Source organism: Gelria sp. Kuro-4 (genome assembly GCF_019668485.1).
Taxonomy (GTDB): Bacteria; Bacillota; DTU030; order DUMP01; family DUMP01; genus DUMP01.
The window spans coordinates 2020001-2042170 of the sequence record NZ_AP024619.1; the positions used below are offsets into that span (position 1 = coordinate 2020001).

Below are 22170 nucleotides of genomic sequence, written 5' to 3' on the forward strand. Positions count from 1 at the left end.
AAAGACCTGCGCCGTGTAGCTCTTGGCATTCTCCTTGATCTGCTCTTCACTCAGCTGTTTGCGCGTCTCGGAGCGGCCGGTGGGATCGCCGATGCGTCCGGTAAAATCCCCCACGAGAAAAATAATCTGGTGGCCCAGCTCCTGCAGCTGGCGCATCTTGCGCAGCGGCACCGTATGGCCCAGGTGAATGTCCGGTGCGGAGGGGTCGACTCCCAGCTTGATTCTGAGCGGCCGCCCCTCTCTGTCTGCGCGGACCAGCTTCTCCTTGAGCTCTTCCGGCGAAATCACCTCGGCCGTGCCGCGCAGAAAGACTTCCATTTGTCCTTCCAGGTCCATAATCACTTCTCCTTCCTCTACAGTAAACAGCGGTGACATAAAAAAAGCCCTCCGTCCCAAGGGACGAGAAGACTTGCTTCGCGCGGTACCACCCTACTTGGCCGTAAGGGCCAGCTCTTCCCGATAACGGCGGGTGACCGGAGCGGCTTGTTGGGTTGCCCCGGTCATCTCCCGGTGCACCCATTTTTCACCGCCCGCTCCGGGGTGTAGCTTCGCTTACCGGTCTGGCTGGCTTGCAGCCACCGCCAGCTCTCTGTCCAGTAGCCGGTAAACCCGTGTCCCCATCCTCGCCCTGCAATTTATAGTCTTTATTATACCACAGCCCAAAAGGGCTTGGCAACGTTCCGCATTCCACGGTTAGTGTCAAGACCTAGTAGGCAAGATTGCACCCAAATCCCGAGATTGATGGATGGGAACATATCAGGCAACGTAACCGGCTTCCACCAGCGGCCGAAGCACGTGCTTCATCCAGGCCTCGTCGGCCGAGGGGCCGCTGAGGGCTGGAACGATCGCCTTAAGCCACTCCCCTTCCTCTTTGCCCTTCTTGCTAGTTGCTTAGTTCCGGTCGGTCATCCGTTGGGTCAGGTTGGTAATCCTCTCGGTGTCCAGGGGCCGAGTATGCTTCAAGAGGTTTTCGAAGGCTCCCTCTTCCTGCAGCGTCAGAAGGCGGGACTCGTAGTCGCCTCCCTTAAGCCCCCAGCGGGCTCCGCGGCGCTTCATCCGCCGCGCGACGATACTATCCCAGACTTCTCCAAAGGCGGCACTAGCTTCTGCCCAGATCACCTTGCCGCTTACGAGACCGGCGACCTGGTGCTTTTCCTTGAGCACGCGCCGCGGCTTCTTCTTGGTTCCGACGTCCTCTTTGCCTTCGTAGACCACAAAGATGCGGATTTCGGCCTGCCGGGCGGCGGCCCGCTGCAGCTTGATCGCCACCCTATCGGCTTCGTCTTTCTAATCCTGAACCCCACCCCTGCTACTAGTATTTGCCAATATCTTATGCGAAACAATTTTTGTCCGTTAGCCCCCTAAAAACGAGCCTTATGCGAAAGATCCCGGGGGTTTTATTTCGTAAAATGCTTCTTATGCGATTAACTTACGCGAAAAAAGACCGGCACGGGCGTACACCCCGCCGGCCAAGAACCGTGAACTTTGCGCGCCTCCGCCCGCAACGGAACGGAACTGCTCTGCCCCCATCAGTGACATACCAACCACGAGCCCATCGAAATCGCATCCAGCGTCCGCCAAGCAAAAGCTCGACGGGTTCCCCGCCGCTGAACGAGTACAGGACTTCCCTATCGGAACCGACCAGTTCTGGTCTCTCGCAGCCCGAATCCTCCGGCCGCGGGACAATGAGCCTTGACATACAATCACCTTCTTTCTTTTGCCGTCCCTCTTGTGGGCAAAAAAGCTCCTTTCGCCGCACCTACAGGGGTGAAAGCGAAAGGAGGTGAACATAGAAACATTGCTCCAGGGCAGGAACCCACGAACCAGGCCAGCATGGGCACCAGAAAGGCCCTGGCCATAGCCAGCCCTAGTGGTAGAAATGTCTTCGGAACACGGCCTCCTGCTACCCAGCCAGCCGGAAAACCGGCCAGGAGCAGGGACCAACAGCAGGGCACGGTTCCCTCTCCCCGCTAACAGCATGCCTGACAGTTCTGGGATTTCCCAGCCACAGACCTCCGCTCAGAGACATCGTACCCAGCAGGAATACCGAGTGCTCTCTCTCCTTTTTCCCACTGGGGGCCATCCACGGCGCTCACCTTCCTTTCATCTTTGGCTTACGGTCGAGTTAGGGCTAGCACCACATTGCTCACGGTTGCCAGGCTAAAAAGCGCGGCCAGTCCACGGAGAGCAAATACCATCCAGCCGTTATAGGCCTCGCTTCCGGAGAGAGCTGCCTGAACCACGACATATGTACCAGGCAGCATGGGCACCCCAAGCTTGACCCAGGCAAAGCAACCCAAACTCACAGTGTGGGCTATGAGCGTTGGGGGTGACATGAGCGCGGGACGCGCGTGCCTGGTGCAAGCTGTGCTCGTGATGCTGCTCACCAAACTGTTCGACCGTCGCCACATTGAAGTAGACGGCCGTTATTGGCAGCATCAGCTGTGAGGTCTACTAACTCTTGCCGTGAGACTCTCCTAGATCTGTACTGGCGCGATTGCTATGCATTTCCGCCAGTCGGCAAGAGCCGATTTGGTAATATTGTAATTCATACAAAATGATGTTAGGGACGCTGGTAGCAACCCGCCCCTTTCATCTCACAAGCCGTCGCCCATCGGCCGCACGGACTTTCCATTACAGACAGCGCCCCATGCCGGGCGCAGCCGATGAGGAGAGTTATCTCCCCATCGGCCTTTCGATTTTTATGGCTGTGCAGGCAAGCAGACACCGAGTAGGTGGAATGTCTGCTGTTCCCGTTCGCCGCCTATCGGCCTGCTTTTTCGTTATCCTGCCCAGGTCCATCGCCAACATCACGCACAGCGCCAATCCGCACTGCATTTTCCACCCCCCGGGAAGGGAGCAGGGCATACGTATGCTCGTTACACCTCTTTCCGTTGTGCCTGGGTCTGCTTTGGCCGGTACGATTCCCCCATTCATATCGAGCATGATAACGCGATAAGGCAAGCGGTCACCAGGACAGCAGGCAGGGTGGCGTCTTCGAACAGATCCCTCCAATGGGAAAAGTCCGGATTGGTGTTGATCAGCACGCTTCCGCGTTCGTACGGTTGGAGCTTACCTGGAGAAGCAATTCCGCACTGGCCTGTCCGAAGCTGATGTAGACATCTCATGAGTGAATGACTCAGCCCTCATCAGCCTCGTTTGCAGGGCGCTGAGCCAGCCTTGCTGGCTGGCTTCCGCCAAGTCGGTCACCAGTTAGCCAGTAATGTAAACCCGGGTGGTGTACCCAGAATAGCAGATCTGGTACGTGCCGCAATTGGCCAAATCGGTCTTCCCCGTCCCAGAGTTACTCAACCATAGCACCACACCCATGCCCAGCGCATTAAGAAAAACCGTGTTGGAGCCTGCCCAGCGACTAGACAGATCTACCTGTGCCCTGGCCTAGCGGTATCTAATGATCGCTCCTTCATTGGCGGATTCAGCAAGACGACTGTAGAGGGCTAGGTAGCCCTCTTTAATTTGGGGTTCTGGTTTTTGCCAGGCTGCCAAACGTTGCTGTATCTCTTTTTCTTCCAAGTGAACTCTGAGGTTGCGATTAGGAATATCTATCGTGATTATGTCACCGTCGCGGACAGCAGCCAGCGGTCCACCTTCTGCTGCTTCGGGAGATATATGACCAACAAAACAGCCGTTATTGGTTCCAGAAAACCTGCCATCAGTTATGAGAGCCGTCTTCAAAGCCAGACCTAGCCCGTACAGGATTTTCATCGCTCTGTACATTTCTCGCATACCAGGCCCGCCTTTTGGCCCCTCATATCGAATGACCACCACGTCACCTTCGTGTATTTTCCCGTTTAGAATAGCCTCGTTTGCTGCTTCTTCAGAGTCAAACACCTTAGCGCAACCTGCAAAGGTCCACATAGAAGGGTGAATAGCTGCTGGCTTGGTTACAGCTGTATTGGGTGCCAAGTTCCCACGGAGAATAGCTAGACCACCTTCCCTATTAAATGGGTTCTCTAGGGATCTAATGATATCTCGGTTTATAGTCTTCGCAGCCTCAATGTTTTGTCCAACGGTCTTACTTGTCACCGTCATTACATCCAATTCGAGCAGGGATGAAATCTCCCTCATTACAGCCGGCACCCCTCCGGCTTCGTGGAAATCTAAGATATTTGCTGGGCCTGCTGGATATATCCTGGCTATCTGGGGAGTTGTTCTGCTTAGCGTGTCAAAGGCGTCAACAGATATATTCAGTTCCGCTTCGTAAGCTATAGCCGGAATGTGAAGAACAGAGTTCGTTGACCCGCCCATAGCCATGCTAACCTTGATCGCATTCATAAGAGACCCACGGGTCATGATTTGGCGGGCCGTAATGCCTTTCTTTATCAAGTTGACGATAGCGCGACCCGATTCTTGTGCCAGTCGCATGCGGGCAGCAGAAGTAGCCGGGGCTGTACCTGCAAACGGGAGAGTCATACCCATAGCTTCAGCCAGACAACACATAGTGTTTGCGGTACCAAGAAAGGCACATGAGCCACATCCCGGGGCAACTGCTTCCTCCAAGCCCGCAAGCTGTTCTTCCGAGATTTTCCCCGCTTTAAGCACTCCAAGGGCCTCGCTTAACGTCGTAACATCAGACTTTCGGCCGTCAAAGTAAGGGCCGCCTTGCATGTTACCCCCGGGAACGAGTATGGCAGGGACGTTGAGGCGGGCCGCTGCCATGAGCATACCTGGTACGATCTTGTCACAAGAGCCCAAGAGAACTACACCATCAAGGCGATGGGCTTGCACCATCATCTCGATACTGTGTGCAATGAGGTCACGCGTGGGTAGAACATAATGCATGCCGATGTGCCCATTGGCGATTCCGTCGCAAACCCCAATTACGCCAAACTCCACCGGTGTGCCGCCAGCCTGGCGAATACCGTCCCTGACAGCGGCAGCAACCTGGCGCAGGTTGTAATGGCCGGGAACAATCGTACTCCAAGAGTTAGCGATGCCGATCAACGGTCTCTCCAAATCGTAATCAGTATAGCCCATGGACTTTAACAGGGCACGCGTACCAGCCCTTTCAGGGAACTTTAGTATCTCTTTACTTCGCCAGAACATCAATCTTGTCCTCCTTCCTGGACATTAGGCCGGCAGAGAGGGGGCATACTCCGCCCCTTAAGGATTTATGTTCCCTTCTCAACAGCGTATGGACGGTTGTCCCTTGACCACCACATCCAGTTGTCTGTCGTTAAGAGAAAGCGATCTGTTGCTGTGCCTGATGCCCCAATACAGGAACGGCATTACTACTAACGGAATGGTTGTATAGCCCATGAGATTGTAACCTTTAGAGACGAGCGGGATTAGGCCAAACAGCGCAAGCCCCCAGCTGATCGCAACATAAAGGGCCGAGGCAAGCATGTTGCTCTTGCGGTCTGTGGCTTTCCCCTTGGTAAGAATGAGCACCAACCTCTTGGTGGCTCCGTAGACTACGTTGACCGCCGTAGAGAGAGCCCCGATGATAATAAGTAGCGACACTAGTAACTTGCCGAGGTTTCCGCCAACTCCGTGTTCTACCATGTAAAGCGTCGGCACTACTTCCTCCAGAATCTGCGGATAGTGACCCAAGATGCCCAGTGTAGCCAGTTGTAACAGAACCCCATTGGCCAGAAAGCCCAAGATCGCCGCTCTTTTGGCTTCTTCCTTGGTCTTAATGACCTCAGCTACTGCACACCAAGTTCCAACTCCCGCTTGATAGCTGGCGTAGGAAACAGCTTCCCAGAAGGGCAGCCAAAAGCCGCGCGGTGCCGGGCGGGCGGCCAGAACACCAGCAATACCATCTAGATTAGCGAGGATATTGGAACCGTACAAGATGAGGAGGCCAACAACTATTACCGCTGCGAAGGCATTGGCAGCAGACCTGACAACTTCTGATCCATAAATTGTTAGCAGGAAAACTGTCGCTGCAGATATAACTGCGCAGGAAACATAAGGTAATCCCGACAACTTTGCTAATGTTGCAGCTGCAGTCGCAAAGACGACAGCGGTAACGATGAACATGCCTGCAAGGTAACGGATCTCATAAATCGGCGCCAATACTTTGTCGTAAGGGTGATAGAACTTATGCGCCCAACTTGCGTAGTCGTAAGTTTTGTAAACGATGGTAAAGCATAAGAGGTAGTAAAAGATTAAAGCGGTTATCGCCTGGGCTACTAACGGGAAGAAAACAGCATACCAGCCGAACTGTACATAAAACTCAACAATTTGCCTGCCGGAAGCGAACCCGCCTCCAAAGTGAGTGGTGAACCAAACCATGGCTACAGCCAGCGCCGGTCCGCCCCACTTCTTCAACACTATCACCACACTCCCCTCCAAACTGGCTGTTCCAACCGTGTTACCTTTTGACAATTGAGAAACTACTCAGCAAACCATTTAATATGTGCTAACACATCCTTGTTAACACAGCATCTGGGCTTTTCGCCCCGCAAAGCCCTCCCTGCCTCATTGGCCGCCTTACGCATGAGTTCATCGTAGGCTTCCACTGAATAGAAAGCAGAATGACCGGTGGCCCAAACATTCGGTAGCGCAATCAATTTCTTATCGAATTCGTCGGGAACCGGTTCGTTGTAGACAACGTCCAACGCCGCGCCGGCAATCCAGTTTTCCGTCAAGGCCTTGTACAAGGCCTCGCGGTCAATAAGCTCGCCGCGGGCGCAGTTCACGACGTACGCATGCGGTTTCATTCTCCGTAAGGCCTCTTCGTTGAGTTTTCCTTTTGTCGATGGGAGCAAGGGCGCGTGCAATGACAGAATGTCTGAATGTTCTATGAGTTCGCCCCACTCAACCATTTGCGCATTGTATTCGGCAGCTTGTTCCGGGGATACGTAGGGGTCGCAGGCAATGATGTTTACCTCAAAGCCGCTCAGTTTACGCGCAACGTTGCGGGCTATGCCGCCGAAACCAAACAACCCTACCGTACTGTCTTTGAACCGACGTCTTGGGATGATGGCTTTAATGTCCCAGTGGCCATCTTTGATCCATGGCACCTGCTTGTAAAGGCCACGTTGCATGGCCAGGATGAGCGCGACGGTATGGCTGGCAACCTCGTCCGTACAGTAGTCGGGTACGTTTGTGACAATAACGCCGTGCCGCGTGGCCGCCGGGACATCAGCCGCGTTAAAGCCAATACCAATGGCGCAAAAAGCGCGCAGCTCAGGCAAGGCCTCGTAAATGCGCTCCGACATCTTTTGGTGCTGGGAAAGAACCACCTCTGCCCCTTGGGCAGCCTGTATGAATTCCTTCTCCGGAAGAATGTCCACAAAGTTTACGATCGCGTCAGGGTACTCCGTAAGGAGATAATTCTTGATGAGCTCCCGACCCGTAAAGTTTGCTCCCGCCGCCACGACAACCTTTTTCTTTTCCGCCATCTTAACTTCCCCCTGTGTAGATATCTCGTTTTGTGTATAGACCACCAATACGCAATCTGCCGCACCCAGTGGCCACACGCCCGTAACGGAGCCTGCAAATGCACCCCAAGCGTCTCCACCCACTCAGGCAAGCACACTATCTTAAAGCAGCCGACCGTCATCGATAAAGGCCATGGGCCGTAATTGCCCGCTAATCTCGATGTTGTCATTCGCTTCCGCTTCCGGCAAAAGGCTCTCGGAAATTTCAATCTCGTCCAAGTTGGCTGTTGTTCTAATACGTACGACTTTTGCCTCCGACGGCTCGATACGATTACACGTCTTTAGGGCCACAGCAATAGCCTGCAGGTCGTTGTCCAGTGCCATCGGTATCGCCCCACCGCGCAGGATGGTCGAAGTAATGGCATTGGCGTACGTCTTCTCTTTATCGATTTGGGCAATTACGCTGGTCGTGGTAACATCGGCCGAGCCCAAGCCGATGGCGTTCCCGTGTGACTCCTTGGTTAGCCCCAGCACTACTACTTTCTGTACCCGCGGCTCAGGCCGCAAGGCCATCATAAAGGGTTCAGAAAATCTGCCGGTAACGTTAGGGTCCATTCCACTTCCGCTGATGTTCTTCCCGATCTTCTCAACGATGAGCACGTCGATGGCGTCGAATAAAATCCGCGGCATGGCCGCATGGGCAATATCCAACAGTTCCATATCCGTAGCTTCGAACTTATCCGGAGTAACCGCCCGAATGAGCATCTGCTCGTGATAGCCGTTCTCTACCAGGGCCAAGCCGCAGGTAATGGGGGCGCGTTCGATGATCGCTCGCCCAACTTCAGGAATGAGTTGCGCGAAACGCTCGAAGCCCTGTTTGTGAACGTACGTTGCCCCTTTGTGCTTACCCAGGCCTATCACCAGCATCTTCATAAGGCCGCTCTCTACAGGCCCACGGAAATTAGTATGGTTCTTAACCCTGTTCACCACCACCACGCCGTCCGCCTCGTAAGCAGGCTTGCTGAAAAAGACCGGCGTGCCGCTGGCGGTAGTGCCAAGCTGAATCACCTCCATGCTGGCTTCAATCGGCGCCCCCATCGTCGCTTCCGTGATGCCGTAGCTCATCAACACCTCCTTTTGCCCATCCGGATTGGCACCGCCATGACTACCCATGGCTGGGATAATAAAGGGATGAGTACCTAACCCCTTGAGTTTGTCAATTACGGTTTTGGTGATCTCCGCTATGCTGGCGATACCCCTGCTGCCAACAGCAACGGCTATGCGCTGCCCTTGGCGAAAACGGCCGCGTATCTCTTCGCAGTCTAACTCCTGCAAAATCACTTGCCGGACATTTGCTATCCTGTCAGACCGGAACCGTTGACGTACCTTGACCATCCGTGGAAATTCAACGTCGAATCCGCCGTAGATGATCGCCATTCCACTACCTCCATTTGACCGCGGCAAAATCAGGAGAAGGAGAGCGGCGTCTCCAGGAAGCCGCCCCGCCCTTGTACAGCCCCGCTACTTTATCAAGTCTTCAAAGGTATCAAACCCGCTGGCAATCCCCAAGGTGCGAGCGAACTCCAGCAAATTCTGCGCAACCACCGGGTTGAGTGGAATTCCCTTCTCCTTGCGCTCTTTGGCTTTCAATATCTCGATCTCGCCCGGCAGGAAGATCTCGTTCACCCCTTCAGCGGGCCTGGATCTCTTTATCATCGCAATGTAGGCGTCTACAGCTTCCTTGAATCGCTCTACATCCTGGAATCTACCCACGTCCATTGCCAGCATAAAGTGCCCAATGCGCTCGGGACGGTCGTCAATCATCAGGTCGCCAATATCTCGCCCCACGGCTGCTCCTGCCAGTAACGCGGCCAAGAGGTCGACCATAACAGCCAGCCCATAGCCTTTCGGGCCCGCCATGGGGAGGAGGGATCCTCCCTCCCAGAGGGCCTTCGGGTTATCCGTCGGCTTACCTTCCTTGTCAAGCAGCCACCCCAAGGGAATCCTTTCCTGCTTGCGGATGGCGATCTGCAGTTTGCCAACAGCTACGATGCTTGTTGCCATATCCAGGACGATGGGAAATTGCTCTCCGGGAACCCCAATAGCTATTGGGTTGGTGCCCAATAACCGTTCACTGCCGCCAAAAGGAGCCATAAATGGAGTTGTGTTGGCAGCAACCAGACCAATCATGTTTTCTTCGGTTGCCATCAGGGCATAGTAGCCAGCAATGCCAAAATGGTTGGTGTTGCGGGTAGCAACAGAGGCTATGCCATGTTCTTTAGCCCTTTCTATGCAGAGTTTCATAGCCCTAGGTGCTGTACAAATGCCAAGACCGTTGTCAGCATCGAGCACTACTGCGCTGCCAGAGTCTTGGATTACCTTGAGTGTTGGCGTACGGTTAATGAGGTCTTTCCTTAAGCGGCGATAATAGAGTTGCAATCGAGCCACCCCATGAGAGTCAACCCCCCTGAGGTCGGAGGCGAGAAGCACGTCGGCACCTACAGACGCGTCTTCGGTAGGGATCCCTAAAGCGCACAGCAACCTGAATGCTAAATTCCTAAGTTTTTCTTCGCTGACAACTATCACGTTATAGACCCCTTTCCCAAACTTCTGATATCTCTTGGCGCGCTTGGCCCTTCTTCATATCTGGCTGTAAGAACGCGGCTGTTGAAGAAGCCGCCAGGACTCTAAAGCGACACTCAAATAGTCAAGGTAATTAAATAGCCGATCACCGCTGTGGTCAGGAACACGACTATAAAGGGCTTCAGTACTTTCCGCAGGATATCTCCCTCTTGGCCTAGCAATCCAACTGTTGCCGCCACGGCCACGATGTTGTGGGTACAGATCATGTTGCCGATGGCCGACCCGAGGTGCTGCATGATGACTGGCTGGAGAGGAACTAAGCCCACGTGTTTGGCAGCTGTAACGTGCAAGCCGTTGAACATGAGGTTGGACGTTGCAGACGTCCCGGCAATATAGGCGCCCAGCGTCCCGATGGCCAGTGCTGCGAAAGGATACGTCCGGCCAACGGCTGTGCCCAAAGCAACTGCCAGAGCCTCCATCATCCCGCTAAAGCGCATGACCCGGGCCAGAGTCAAGAGACTTCCCAACGCTATAAAGGAAGGTATCATCCGGCGGAACGTCCTTCGCGCGTAGCAGCTCAGTTCACCAGTCTTGACCCCGAGGAGGAGACTGCCGGCTATGCAGCAGATCCAAAGGACAACTGCGATCCATGTCAAATAGCCATATTGCGTCAAAGTCTTGTAGGGAACGGTGTTGCGTACCAAGGGAAGCATGATTAAGACTAGCAGGTACGGCGACATGGCCCGCCACAACGGCATGTTTATCCGGGATAGATCCACGTTGGACCCTGCCAGGAGATACTCTTCGGGAACGGACTTTGTAAACCAGCGGGCAGAAACCCCCACCATGATCATTGTCACCAAACCGGTAGTCATGCCGACAACTTCTGGGCCGAGGAACGTAGAAGCGAACATGACAGCGGCACCAAAACTCAGGCCAGCAACAAGCAGGTTTGGGATTAACCCGCGTAACCCTTTACGGCCGAACACCGCCCAGATCAAAATGAATGGTAGAGTAAAGCCAAGTACAGGAACGGCCCGGCCCAACCAAAAGTTGATTTCTTCCGAGGTGATAATTCCCTTAACCACTGAAGCTCCGAAGTTCAATGTCGCACCTGCCGCCCCCCAGCAGACGATAAAGCTGTTGCATATCAAGGCAGCAGTAGCCGCGACGATGGGCTGGTAGCCTAAACCAATGAGCATTGGGGCAGCGACCGCTGCCGGACTCCCTGAGCCGGCAGCACCTTCCAGGAAGGAACCAAACCCCATGGCGATTATGACCAATAGGATGCGCTTGTCCCGGGTGACCTTCTTTATTGCATCTTTGATAACTTCCATGGCTCCAGATCCCTTCACCGTATCCAGTATGGTGAAGGCAGCCCACAACATGAAGATCACGCGCAGCGACTCCAGTCCGCCGTCCGTAAAAGCGAATTGGATTCTGTCAGGTGCCCCATGAAACACGAACATAGCTAGCAATGTACCGACGACCAGACCCAATGGGCCTAGAATCATCGCCGGCTTGTGAAACACGAGCATACCTAGAAAAACTATAGCAATAGGTATAACCGCCAACAATGCTAATCCTACCACCGTGATTCCCCCTCGTAATATAGTTCTTGGACCGACCTTTACGGCGGACTAGGAGCTTGTAGCAGAAGAGCTGTTTCCCTTTCCTTCCCTAAAGCCCCAATAAGAAGAGTGTTTAGATCACCGCCGCCGGGGCTGTGGAGATGTGGGCAACGCGAGGCGGAGCCGAAGCGTTGTCCAAGCGCCTGTGGACCCCTGGGGATAACCCCGGCGAAGCTGTTATCCTCGCAGCCGAACACTCGCTGGGGAGAAGCAGTGCAGGCAGGCCTTCCGCCCAGCGGGTTATCCCCAGAGTCCAGAGGCGCGGCATATCCACAGCCCCTATCTTCCCAAAGAATGGTTTGGGACCCCCGCGGCAAAGTAGTTAGCTTAGGCTACACTTTGGAGGATAATTCCTACTCCTCCTTGCGGGCGATGATCCCAGCTGAGTTGGGCCAGCACCGCTTGATTTAGTCTGCTTCCCCGGTACCGGCGCGGGATTCCTGACCGCATTTTGAGCCCCTGGTAAGGTGATTCCTGAGCGCAGCAACTCAGGATCTGCACCCCCACCCCCAGGTGCATTCTGTTGGCGAGGTTGGAAGTGCGCCGGCCCCACGGGGGTCCCTTCAAAGTTGGCCGACTCTGCGCGAAAGGAGGTGCTCATGATGCCCAACCCGCTTTATGCCGGAATCGATGTCGGCCTCCGAGTCAACCGCGTCAGCCTGGGTGATTGGAAAGGAGAAGGTAGCTCCCGACGCCAGCGTGGCCAACGACGCTTACGGAGTTCAGACCTTGGCGCAGTCTTTCAGCCAAACCGCCTCCAAGCTCGGTTGTGATTCCCTCATCATCGGCCTGGAAGCCACCTCTCTTTACAGCTGGCACCTGGCCTGGGTCCTCAGCAGCCACCAACTCCTGAAGGACCTTAATCCCCAGGTGTACCTGCTCAACCCTTAACTCATCGCCAAGTTCAAGAAAGCTATGGCAACCGACGGCGGGAAAGACGACTCGGTAGACGCTTTAGCCATCCTCGATCGCCTGCGGCTGGGCCGACTCCCCCATCCCTTTACGCCTGACGACCGTTACCTACCCCTGCAGCGCCTCACCCGCTATCGGTACCACCTGGTTACACAGGTGGTCCGGGAGAAGAACTACTTTCTCTCTTACCTCTTTCTCAAGTGCAGTGGACTCGTTCAGCAGCCGCCTTTCTCGAACCCCTTCGGTGCCGCCTCAACGGCCGTTATAACTGAGTTCTTCTCCGTGGAAGAGATTGCTGCCCAGTCGGTGGACGAGCTGGCCCGCTTCATTGCAGAAAAGAGCCGGAATCACTTTGAGGATCCCGGGCGTTTGACCAAGGAGCTGAAGCGGGTCGCTCAGAACTCGTATCGCCTGCCGGACAAGCTCAAGCAGCCGGTGAATGCCATCTTGGCCTCCAGCCTGGCCCGCATCCGCTTCGTAGAGAAGCAGATCAAGGCGGTGGACAAGCAAATCGAGCGGGAACTTACTGCGGTCAGCAATCCGCTTCTTTCGGTGCCCGGCCTGGGCCGTGTCTTTACCGCCGGGATCATGAATATTGCCTTCTTGCCGCAACCGACCCCTCTCGAACATGTTTTCTGTGCTTGACATATTACCGCATTACTTCTTTGCCCCTACTCTGTAGAGAGCTGCGCAACAGTCTACAATGTTTACCAGTCCATTCCCAGCTTTGTTTGGCTCCGCACCTTAGATAACTATCAAGGCGTCTGCCACTTTCACGCCTTTACCCTTCGGATAGACAAACACCGGATTAAGATCGAGTTCACGGATTTCGTGTTTTCTTTCAGCGGCCAATCTTCCAACAGCAACAATGACCTTGGCCAGAGCATCCACATCGAGCAGTTCGCTTCCACGATACCCTTTGAACAAAGGGGCAGCCCGCAGAGAGTCGATCATGCGCAATGCTTCAAGCTTGGTTAAGGGTACAGGGTAGAGAGCGACGTCTTTGAAAACCTCAACGAACACACCACCGAGGCCCACCAATACCATGGGGCCGAACTGGTCGTCCCGGGAAACGCCCACAATTGCTTCCAGTCCTTTGGCCAACATCTCTTGGACCAGCACGCCGTTAATCCGGGCATCGGGCTTGTGGCGCTTAACACTAGCGATAATCTCCTTGTAGCCGGCCAAGAGCTCATCTTCATTAGTAATGTTGAGCTTAACTCCGCCGATGTCGGTCTTGTGCGGCGTATCGGGTGAATCAATTTTGAGGACAACTGGGTAGCCGATGGTTGCAGCGGCATGGACCAGTTCCTTCTCGTTCGTGGCAATGCATTCATGTGAGACTGGCACTCCGTACTTCTGCAACAGTAACTTGCTTTCGTGCTCGGAAAGAGTAGTCAGACTACCACTACTCTTGGCCACCCCGCTCGAAAAAGCAGCCACTTCCAACGTTACCTCATCGGGGTTATAATTCAGAAAATCGGTGAGCTGTTTGAGGGCCGTAAAACCATAGTGCGGACTGGGCAGGATCGGCACGCCAGCAGCATCATATTTCTGGCGCAGGCCAGGATCCCGGTGACCGCTCAAGGAAGGAATTACGACTATTGGCTTGCTGCCTAGATCCTGGGTCACATTCACAACGCCGTCACACACACCGGTGTGTATTATTTGGTTCTGGGGAGTAAGCGTTTCCGGGACATTAACGCCCAGGACCAACATCCCGATGCTCGGATCAGCCATAATTGTCCGCAATGTTTTCCGATAGGCCTGGGAATCGTAAGCCACTGTAGCAGTCATATCCAGAGGGTTGTTCGGTGTCGCGTATTCCGGCAGCACTTCTTTCAGCGTCGCCTTGGTGTCCTCGGCGAAGTCGGGCAGTTTGATACCGTTCAAATGGCAGAGGTCAGCGGAAATGGCGGTTTCTCCGCCGGACAGGTTAAGGATGGCTAAGCCGGGGTTCTTCGGCGGCTCCTTGAGCTTGCTAAATAGCAGACTCGTGGTCAACAATTGCTCAACATCGTTAACACGGATTACCCCAAACTTCTTAAAGACCGCATTAAAGGCTGCATCTGACCCAGCCAGCGAGCCTGTGTGGGCAGCAGCGATTTGGCGTCCTTTATCAGAGACCCCGGTTTTGAGCACTACCACCGGCTTACGGCAGCGGGCCGCCTTGGCCAGGGCCTGCGCGAACCGATTAGGTTCCCGAACCCCCTCTAAATACAGGGCAATTACTTTGGTCTGTTCGTCCTCAATAAGAAAATCCAGGTAGTCAACAGCATCAATGATTGTATTGTTCCCGCTGGAAATCACATACGAATACCCCATATAGCTAACATTCATCAGCTGTAAGCAGATCTGCCCGCTCTGCGCAATAAGGCCGATGCTGCCACTCTGGCGGCTAAGCCCGTAGAAAGGAAGCCCGAAGGCCCAAACCTGGTCAACATTGTTGACAAATCCGCCGCAGTTAGGGCCACAGAGAGCTATGCCATGTTTTTGCGCTACCTCCTGCAATTCCTGTTCAGCCCGGACGCCATCACCGCCCATTTCGCGGTAGCCGCTGGCATAAACCACCGCCGCCCGGCAATCATGTGCGGCTGCTTCTTCTAAAATGGCGTTTACGGTGTCCCGGGGAGTACAAATAACTACCAGGTCCACTGGTTCAGGGATTGCGGAAATGCTGGCAAAGCATTTCTTCCCCATAACCTCTGTCCGGCGTGGATTCACAAAATACAAACGCTCGCCTAGGTTAGAGTCCAAAAGGTTCTTGCAGGCATTGGCCCCGAAGCCGGGTTTTTCCGTAGCTCCAACTACAGCAACTGTTTTCGGCCGTAACAAGCTCCCCAGATCCATGCTGTTCTCTCCCTTTTGCTAGACTAACTGGGTACCTTTCTTGTAGGCCTCTGTATTTAGAAGGAAGACCTTTTCGCCTTTCTGGCCAAAATACTCCTTGATTCCTTCCAACAGAGCCTGGTCACTCACCATCGGCACCTTACTGAGCAGGGCGCCGAGCATAACTACGTTTGCTGCCCGGACGTCCCCAACTTCCCTGGCAGCGTCTGTAACGGGAACTGATACAATCCTTGGGTCATTCTTTAACTTATCTTCCGGAATCAGGGAACTGTTGGCAATGATAAGCCCATCGGCTCTAATAAGGTCCTTAAATTTGTCCAGTGACGGCTCGTTCATGGCGACGAGGATGTCTGGACTTTCAAAAAAGGGGCTGCCTATTTCCTCTTCGCCCAGTTTTACTGTGCAGTTGGCCGTCCCACCCCGCTGCTCAGCACCATAAGACGGCATCCAGGAGACGTGTTGTCCTTCCAGCATGGCCGCTTGAGCAAGAATAACTCCTCCTGCTAGGATGCCCTGGCCGCCAAAGCCGGCAAATACTATCTCATGCATTACTTGGAACCCCCTCTCTTGACGAGCTCACCCATGGGGTAGTAAGGGACCACTTCAGTCTCGAGCCTTTTGAGAGAATCCCGAGGGCTTAAGTGCCAGTTTGTCGGGCACGGGGACAACACCTCTACCATTGAAAAGCCCTCGCGGTTGAGTTGAGCTTCGAAGGCATTACGGATATAGCCCTTAGTCTTACGGATTTCCGTTGGGCTAAACACGCCACCGCGTGCGATGTAAGCCACAGGAAGCACCGCCAGCATCTCCGATATCTTCAGAGGCATACCAGTCAGATCTGGGTCTCGTCCCTTCGGAGAAGAAGCCGTTTTCTGTCCAGGCAGTGTGGTAGGCGCCATCTGGCCCCCAGTCATCCCGAACACACCGTTGTTGACAAAAATAGTGGTGAATCTTTCATTGCGGGCAGCAGCGTGAATTATTTCAGCGGTACCTATAGCAGCGAGGTCACCGTCACCTTGGTAAGTGAAAACGGTATTCTCCGGCCGTACCCGTTTGATAGCCGTGGCCGTCGCTGGCGCGCGGCCGTGGGGAGCCTGTATCCAGTCGACAAGAAAAGTGGTTCGCATGAGGCAGGCACAGCCCACGGCCTGAACCCCGATAGTTTTTTCTTCAAGCCCTAGTTCTTCCAAGACTTCGGCTACCAGTCGGTTGATAATCCCGTGGCCGCAACCGGGGCAAAAGCGGCTTGGGGCCACTAAGGTTTTCGGAGCTTCGAACGTCCGTGGCACCTAGAGCACCTCCTTAATGGAGCCATCCGAAATACCCTCTACCATTTTGAGGATCCCGTTGGCCGTAGGGGCATCCTTCCCGCATGGCAGTGAATAAACAGGGGTCTTGCCGTTAACAGCCAGGCGCACATCTTCCACCATTTGTCCCAGGCCACTCATCTCTACAGAAAGGAACGCCTTCGCGCTTTGAGCCGCAGCGGCAACGGCTCTTGCTGGGAAGGGCCAAAGGGTAATGGGCCGGAGAAGACCGACTTTAACGCCCTTTTTCTGACCCATGCTAACCGCTTGCTTACAAGCCCGGGCAGATATCCCATAAGCTATTAGGACGATATCCGCATCGTCCAACATAACAGCCTCGTACCGCTGTTCTTTTTCCGCGATAGTCGCATACTTGGTTCGCAGATTGCGGTCATAGTTGTCCGGGTCCCAGTAAACCGGCGTATGAATCACCTTGGGTTTACCTTTCCCCTTGCCGCGTAGTGCCCAGGGTTTATCGGGGTTGTGCTCGGTCATAGGAGGTAGCTCTACCGGCTCCATCATTTGACCCAGGGCCCCGTCACTGAGGATCATAGCAGGGTTGCGGTATTCTTCCGCTTTGTCAAAAGCCAAGCCAACGAGGTCAACCATTTCTTGGATAGAAGCAGGGGCAAGCACCAGCAGTCTGTAGTCTCCGTGCCCACCGCCTTTAGTGGCTTGAAAATAGTCTCCCTGCCCGGGGGAAATCAGTCCTAGTCCACTACCGTAGCGTTGAACATCGACGATCACCGCCGGCAATTCAGCGGCAGCAATATAGGAGATACCTTCCTGTTTGAGGCTAACACCAGGCCCGGAAGACGCTGTCAGAGCACGGAACCCAGCACTTGCTGCACCGTAGATCATAGAAATAGCAGACACTTCCGATTCAGCCTGGATAAAGTGCCCCCCAACTTCGGGAAGTCGCCAGGACATGTACTCGAGAATTTCGCTTGAAGGGGTTATGGGATAACCACAGAAAACTTGGCAACCGGCACGAATTGCCGCTTCGGCCAGTGCTTCGTTGCCTTTCATAAGTTGCCTTGGCAAAACAGGTTCCTCCCCCTCTATTTAATCTCAAATACCAACTCTGGACAGACGGTGTAGCAAATACCACAACTTACGCACTTTTTCTCATCTAATTTAACTACCCGATAGCCCATCTTGTTAAGATTCTCAGACAAACTTAAAGCCTCTTGCGGGCACGCTTCGATGCAGTACCGGCATTCTTTGCACCTTTCGGTATTCAAATTAACAGCCATAGTTCACCCCCCTTTCCGGTACAACCTCTCCTACTGTGACCCTCAGTAACTTACCTCACCTCCTTCATGGAAGAGAAGCCAGCAAACCACATGTGCATCGCAGATAGGAACACTGAAGCATCTCAGTATTTACTTATCTATTCTTATTATTCTACATGAGTGTAACTAATCCTGCCTTTGGTGACATATTGTCGTCTATACCGACGATAAGTTCATTATCTATATTATCAATGCACTTTATGTTATATGTGGCGGAGAAACAACAAGGCATCGCTTCCTAGCCTTGGAGCCGCTTTCTCCGTTACGCCATAGTAATGTCTTCATCCCAAACAGCCTCTTTCACCTATATAACCCGCTCTTGGATGTATTACGTTGAGTGCAAGGATTCGAGAAGCAGGACTGGTGTTTCTGTAGGCCCTCGGAAAATCCCCATAAGCCCCAAAGAGTATCTGGGTACTTTTGCAGTAAATGAACGATGTCACGATAGGGCATGATCAGCAGCCTCAACAAAGGCATAATAAACCTAACCCCCAAGAGAGGGGCCTTGAGAAGGGTGTGGTATTAGTTGCCAGTATTCACTAGGCGGCCAAAGGGTGGCCCAGAAGGGCCTCCACCCAGGTGTTAAAGCACCATTGCTGAGCGTCATTCACCCAGGATCCAGTTGCTGGTTCATACCCACCAGTTAGCTACGCCAGAAACAAGCCTGCTTACTTTTCACTAGGCAGCGTTCGAGTTCGTAACCCACCTTAGCGCGCTTAAAAGAGCGTTCCCGCGCATAGACCTTGTTCCAGGCGGGAGAGTTACGGGATGCAGGAGTAAACAGACGCTGGTCGTCGTGGGGTTTAGTATAAACCGTACGACTGAGGGAAAAAGGTACAAGGCGTAGAGCAATTTACCCGCTGCTTGACCCATCTGCCGCCGGTTGCCCTAGGGCAGCACTACTTCAAGCGGGAACGGTCTTTGTCAAAGCCGTTGCAGCCTATTGGACGACCAGCGAGGCAACGTGGGATACCATATTCAATCACCTCCGCTGGGCCTGAGCGTGAGGATTAAGATCGACATGGTTGCATACCCCAAGCGTAATGCAGGTGGCAGAAGTCATGCGTGTCGTGGGCGAACCCCAGAGCAGTTTGGCCAGCGCCAGATGGGAGTAAAGTCCTTTGAACTCGACCAAAGGCACTACCCTCAGTACTGCATCCTGGTAGCAAGCCTGAGCCAAAGAAATCAACACCGGCAGTTCATAGGGGCTAGCTGCGGCAGTTAACCCATAAAGGGAATAGCTGCAATAATAACCTCACGGTACCTATCCCAACCCAGGTAGCATCAGAGTCAGGGTGACGGCGGGGACATGAGCAGCGATAGATTCCTTTCTTGGAGGGAAATTAAAAGAGGACCGACCCAGAAAGTCAGTCCTACCAAGGAAGAGGGAATTTCTGAAAGTTTACTATAACTATAGGAGGATAGCGACGCTGAGCTTAGAGGCAGGGAATTGACCATGAACCAAGATCAAGAGGCAAAGGTAAATAAGGAACCAGGATCGAAAAAGCCCAGGACGATAAGAGATACGCTACTGTAAGGACTTTTTCATGGGACTCTCCTTCGAAAATACCATTTTCATCCTTCGTTGTGCCGCTATTTAGCGGCATGGATGACTACTAAGTCTTAACTACTAAGTCTTAACTCTAACCCATTACCCCGGGGAGATTGGACAGTTGTGGCTCTGTGTGTTATTATGTGTAATGTGTATTAAAGTACGGTCTCCTTGTATATTCTCAGGGTTTATTACTTTCCTGCACAAAGAGGGAACAAGAAAATGGCAAAGGACGTAATCCACTCCTTGGATCGGGCGCTAGAAATCCTGTGCCTTATTGGAGAGTCAAAAGAGCCTTTGACAATTCAGAGCTTGAGCAGGGCTTTCGAGATGCCTCGTACCACCCTTTACGCCACCATTAATACTTTAGAAAAACATGGTTTTGTTTCGCGTAATAAGAATACCAAAGCCTTGGAGTTGGGCTGGAGGCCCTTTGTCCTTGGCCTTGACTTTTATAAGAAAAAGTTGGATCCAATCGTGGAAGTAGAAGCGCGCAAGCTGCGTCAACGTTGGAATCAATCAGTCTTAGTTGGAGTACATGCTACAAATAACACAATTATTTTTATCTTGTCGGAATCCCCTGACAAGCCTTACATGATTTTCCCCCGCTTAGGCTTTGTTGGCCAAGCTCACTGCACTGCGCAGGGCAAGGTACTTTTGGCGCACATGAACGCGGCTGACCTTCAATGGATCTATGAGCCAGGTGTACTCTCTTCGAGGACCCCCAATACGATCACTGATCCGGAACGCCTCCTGGCAGAACTTGAAAAAGTCCGCATGCTAGGTTATGCGATCGACGCTGAAGAATCTATACCTGGACTTGCATGCATTGCTGCGCCGATTATGAATCCAATGGGCGAATGCGTCGCAGCGATCAGTGTCTCTGGACCTCGGCAGGAACTCTTTGCTAATCTAGAGGCAATAAAGAACGATGTTGTGTCTAGTGCTCAGTACATTTCTGGTTCCTACAGAATTAAGGTAAACTGACAAGGCCCTTCTAAGCCACAGGCTCGCAGGGGCCTTTTTCCCTTGTTACGTGCTAAATCATGGCTGTTCCGATCCAAATCGTCCCTGTTACTCTAACGAGATCTCTGAAAAACCCGTTACCCCTTGACGTTCCCCTACCGTGAGGTTTGCCATATAGTGGTAGTTGGCGTGTATCTAGTTGCTCAAGCCCTTTCCAATTCTCCTTGATATTACTGGATTAGAATCGTTTGTTACTACATTTAGGCCGCCGGAACCGGTTGACAAGCTATCCTTCGTGCCATCTTCTTGACGTAAGCAGATAAAGGTAAAAAGACCTGGATAGGTACGCGGAAGCGACCGCGATAACGGGCTCGCGCCATGCCGTGCCAGGTCTTGGCTTCACCGAATACCCTCTCTATCGTTCTCTGGATGCGCATTGCTTTCTTGATGCCTCGCGCGCGGTTAGCAAGGACTTCCGGTTTTACTTAGGGCTTTTTTCCGCGTCTAGGTTTCACTCAGGCAGGAGTCGCGATATGGACAGGCACCGCAGTTTTTTTCCGAGAAGTAGTAGATTAACCCGCCGTTCTTGTGGGGAGTGCTGCCGATGGCTTTCTTACCCGCTTTGCAGCGGAGAACCTTTGATTTTGGGTTGTACTCTAAGCCCTGTTCCTTAAGCCTGTCTTGCTTCGTGCGATTAGGAATGTAAGGTTTGGTGTTGCTCTTTACCAACTCCGCCCGAAACGTGGAGTCATCGTAACCCTTGTCGGCAGCTAACCGGGGGCCTTCAGCCCCTTCTTCTCCAAGTCATCCACCATTTCCTTGGCGGGTGCAAGTTCTGCTTCGTTGCCCAGGGTGACTTCCACGGCGGTAACGATGCCTGTCTCGTCGCAGGCGGCATGAACCTTGTAACCCAAGAACGGTTCGTCTTCTTCTTAAAACCCCAGCAAGCTTCGGGATCGCTGAAGCTGGCTACACCCTGGCTTTATAAATTGCTCGGTCCATCGCCACAGGCTCAGCAGTAAGCCCTCAACGGCCGAAAGGAATTTCTTGCCTCGTTCGATCTCGGCAGCCAGAAGCTGCGCGTGGGAAGAGTAGTCACTATCGGGTAGGGAGACGCCACCCGCACCAATGCGGAGATGACACCAGCGCAGCTCACGCGCTTCTGCCGCCTGGATAAAGGCGGCCAGGACCTGCTCCGGAACGCTTATGCCGCGCTCGGGCTTTCAGCCCGCGCCCACAGCCGGATCCTCAAGGTTGCCCGCACCATTGCCGACCTGGCGGGCAGCGAACGTATCGCGGTGGAACACGTGGCGGAGGCCCTGCAGTACCGCGCCCTGGACCGGGCGATTGAAGCTTAATGATCGATCCAGTAACGCATAACGAAATCTCGACTATTCATCCTTTCGCCCTATTACTACCATCCCCGGGAAGCACGGTGGAAAATGGACAAGAATCGCGCTCTACCAATAGCCAGAGCTGTGGAAAACCACTTCCACGTCCTATTGGCAAACGCCATAGGCAGCCATATTAGCCTTATAAGCCTAGGAAACAGCTTAATTGTCGACCCTGAAGGCGCGCTGGTGGCGCTAGGGAACGAGGCATCAGAAGCAATTCTGACCTGCGACCTGCCGTGAGAAGTTAACTAGAGGCCCCTGAAAAACGGTGACAGAATTTGAAAGAGGCGTTGTCCTGCTCTCCGTGGATTCTCGGGACGGCCGTTTT

General features: G+C 53.5%; 19 protein-coding genes and 1 pseudogene (1 of these 20 running past the window's edge). 5 read left to right on the forward strand and 15 right to left on the reverse strand.

Annotation, left to right across the window (positions count from 1 at the left end):
• The 8 genes from tyrS to K5554_RS10170 form a co-directional block, all read right to left on the reverse strand.
• On the reverse strand, positions 1-375 hold the start of the coding sequence (tyrS, locus tag K5554_RS10135) for a tyrosine--tRNA ligase (RefSeq protein ID WP_370636876.1). The gene continues 882 nt to the left of window position 1, outside the view; only the first 375 of its 1257 coding nucleotides appear in the window; the start codon lies at positions 373-375; its stop codon lies beyond the left edge, outside the window.
• A gap of 516 nt (positions 376-891) precedes the next feature.
• On the reverse strand, positions 892-1269 hold the full coding sequence (locus K5554_RS10140; RefSeq protein WP_221038361.1) for a hypothetical protein: 378 nt from the start codon (positions 1267-1269) through the stop codon (positions 892-894).
• Between the two features lie 2130 nt (positions 1270-3399).
• Positions 3400-5067, reverse strand: a complete 1668-nt coding sequence (gene ilvD, locus K5554_RS10145) for a dihydroxy-acid dehydratase (RefSeq protein WP_221038362.1) — start codon at positions 5065-5067, stop codon at positions 3400-3402.
• A gap of 78 nt (positions 5068-5145) precedes the next feature.
• The gene (locus K5554_RS10150) at positions 5146-6306 is read right to left on the reverse strand and encodes a hypothetical protein (RefSeq protein WP_221038363.1); all 1161 of its coding nucleotides are present in this window, start codon (positions 6304-6306) and stop codon (positions 5146-5148) included.
• A gap of 56 nt (positions 6307-6362) precedes the next feature.
• Entirely contained in the window at positions 6363-7373 is a 1011-nt protein-coding gene (locus tag K5554_RS10155; RefSeq protein WP_221038364.1) for a C-terminal binding protein, read from the reverse strand.
• A gap of 141 nt (positions 7374-7514) precedes the next feature.
• Positions 7515-8789 (reverse strand): lactate racemase domain-containing protein, encoded by a 1275-nt coding sequence (locus K5554_RS10160; protein WP_221038365.1) that lies wholly within the window; start codon positions 8787-8789, stop codon positions 7515-7517.
• Positions 8790-8873: 84 nt separating this feature from the next.
• Positions 8874-9938, reverse strand: a complete 1065-nt coding sequence (locus K5554_RS10165) for an Ldh family oxidoreductase (protein ID WP_221038366.1) — start codon at positions 9936-9938, stop codon at positions 8874-8876.
• A gap of 113 nt (positions 9939-10051) precedes the next feature.
• Entirely contained in the window at positions 10052-11527 is a 1476-nt protein-coding gene (locus tag K5554_RS10170) for an L-lactate permease (RefSeq protein ID WP_221038367.1), read from the reverse strand.
• A 702-nt stretch (positions 11528-12229) separates the two neighbouring features.
• On the opposite strand from K5554_RS10170, the gene K5554_RS10175 reads away from it, so the two are divergent.
• Both K5554_RS10175 and K5554_RS10180 read left to right on the forward strand, forming a co-directional pair.
• Positions 12230-12457, forward strand: a complete 228-nt coding sequence (locus tag K5554_RS10175; RefSeq protein WP_221038368.1) for a hypothetical protein — start codon at positions 12230-12232, stop codon at positions 12455-12457.
• A gap of 24 nt (positions 12458-12481) precedes the next feature.
• Entirely contained in the window at positions 12482-13123 is a 642-nt protein-coding gene (locus K5554_RS10180; RefSeq protein WP_221038369.1) for a transposase, read from the forward strand.
• A 99-nt stretch (positions 13124-13222) separates the two neighbouring features.
• Here the strand turns inward: K5554_RS10180 and K5554_RS10185 are convergent, their stop codons facing one another.
• Genes K5554_RS10185 through K5554_RS14735 form a run of 5 tightly spaced genes read right to left on the reverse strand, consistent with a single transcriptional unit; the run spans position 13223 to position 17891 of the window.
• Positions 13223-15328: an acetate--CoA ligase family protein gene (locus K5554_RS10185; RefSeq protein WP_221038370.1), complete on the reverse strand. Its 2106-nt coding sequence runs from the start codon at positions 15326-15328 to the stop codon at positions 13223-13225.
• Between the two features lie 18 nt (positions 15329-15346).
• Positions 15347-15877 carry a 2-oxoacid:acceptor oxidoreductase family protein gene (locus K5554_RS10190; protein WP_221038371.1) on the reverse strand — a complete coding sequence of 177 codons (531 nt, stop codon included), beginning with the start codon at positions 15875-15877 and terminating at the stop codon, positions 15347-15349.
• Positions 15877-16617 carry a thiamine pyrophosphate-dependent enzyme gene (locus K5554_RS10195; RefSeq protein WP_221038372.1) on the reverse strand — a complete coding sequence of 247 codons (741 nt, stop codon included), beginning with the start codon at positions 16615-16617 and terminating at the stop codon, positions 15877-15879. Before K5554_RS10195 ends, K5554_RS10190 begins: the two co-directional genes overlap by 1 nt.
• The gene (gene vorB, locus K5554_RS10200) at positions 16618-17679 is read right to left on the reverse strand and encodes a 3-methyl-2-oxobutanoate dehydrogenase subunit VorB (protein WP_221038373.1); all 1062 of its coding nucleotides are present in this window, start codon (positions 17677-17679) and stop codon (positions 16618-16620) included.
• A gap of 17 nt (positions 17680-17696) precedes the next feature.
• Positions 17697-17891, reverse strand: a complete 195-nt coding sequence (locus tag K5554_RS14735; RefSeq protein WP_221038374.1) for a 4Fe-4S binding protein — start codon at positions 17889-17891, stop codon at positions 17697-17699.
• A gap of 1813 nt (positions 17892-19704) precedes the next feature.
• Between K5554_RS14735 and K5554_RS10210 the strand changes: the two genes are divergently transcribed.
• Entirely contained in the window at positions 19705-20469 is a 765-nt protein-coding gene (locus K5554_RS10210) for an IclR family transcriptional regulator (protein WP_221038375.1), read from the forward strand.
• Positions 20470-20708: 239 nt separating this feature from the next.
• Here K5554_RS10210 and K5554_RS14740 read toward each other — a convergent pair whose 3' ends face one another.
• Both K5554_RS14740 and K5554_RS10220 read right to left on the reverse strand, forming a co-directional pair.
• Positions 20709-20897 carry a transposase gene (locus K5554_RS14740; RefSeq protein ID WP_370636981.1) on the reverse strand — a complete coding sequence of 63 codons (189 nt, stop codon included), beginning with the start codon at positions 20895-20897 and terminating at the stop codon, positions 20709-20711.
• 321 nt (positions 20898-21218) lie between these two features.
• The gene (locus K5554_RS10220; RefSeq protein WP_221038377.1) at positions 21219-21362 is read right to left on the reverse strand and encodes a transposase; all 144 of its coding nucleotides are present in this window, start codon (positions 21360-21362) and stop codon (positions 21219-21221) included.
• A gap of 210 nt (positions 21363-21572) precedes the next feature.
• Between K5554_RS10220 and K5554_RS10225 the strand changes: the two are divergent.
• Positions 21573-21806 (forward strand): annotated as a pseudogene (locus K5554_RS10225) (magnesium chelatase); the annotation flags it as partial.
• A gap of 84 nt (positions 21807-21890) precedes the next feature.
• A complete protein-coding gene (locus K5554_RS10230; protein ID WP_221038379.1) occupies positions 21891-22082 on the forward strand; it encodes a nitrilase-related carbon-nitrogen hydrolase in 192 nt (63 codons plus the stop codon).
• Positions 22083-22170: the final 88 nt, after the last annotated feature.